Annotated in this window: 1 protein-coding gene; it reads right to left on the bottom strand. The window is 54.8% G+C overall.

Translation table 11 applies throughout. The features are described from left to right. The coding region (locus ABR397_RS23105; RefSeq protein WP_350307746.1) for a type VI secretion system Vgr family protein at positions 1-615 on the bottom strand (615 nt) is incomplete at both ends.

Here is a 615-nt window from a genome sequence, read left to right on the forward strand (position 1 = left end):
GCACTGATGATCACTTTGCCTTCATGACTGCTTACCGTGATGTCTTTCAGCGCTTCCAGCCCCATCGCATCACCCTGCGCCTGAATATCTACCCGACCTTGACTGGCAAACAGTTTTATCCCCAGTTTCTGCGCAAACAGACTGACCGCTTCACCCGCCGCTACCGTGAATTTTTTCAGCACGCTAAAATCGGTATTTTTCCCACTGGTGGCCATCACATTGTCCCCCGCAGAAAATTGGAGACTTTTCGCCGTCGTCTGAGCAATACCTTCGGGCGCGGACAGTAACAGCGCCGATTTTCTCAGTTCGGTTAACGTGTCACTCAATAACGTTTTCTGTTGCTGCAAATCCGCTAATTCAGCTTTGGCGGTTTCAGCCGCACCCCGTAATGCTTCGGTTAACGCCTGCGCCTGTTGTAACTGACTGATTGCCGCCGGCATTGCCAACACGTCTCCCCCCGCGTTGGTCTGCCCATCCGCACTGATAAACAACCCTTTCCCGGCGCGGATCGCGCCCCAGTCATCGGTACGCAGCTCAAACCCTTCACCCCGTTTATCCGGGTGCGGTTTCTGGCTGTCAACCAGATGCCCCAGGTTGAGCTGGCTCTTACCGCCG

The sequence above is a fragment of the Photorhabdus viridis genome (genome assembly GCF_040256935.1).
Taxonomy (GTDB): domain Bacteria; phylum Pseudomonadota; class Gammaproteobacteria; order Enterobacterales; family Enterobacteriaceae; genus Photorhabdus; species Photorhabdus viridis.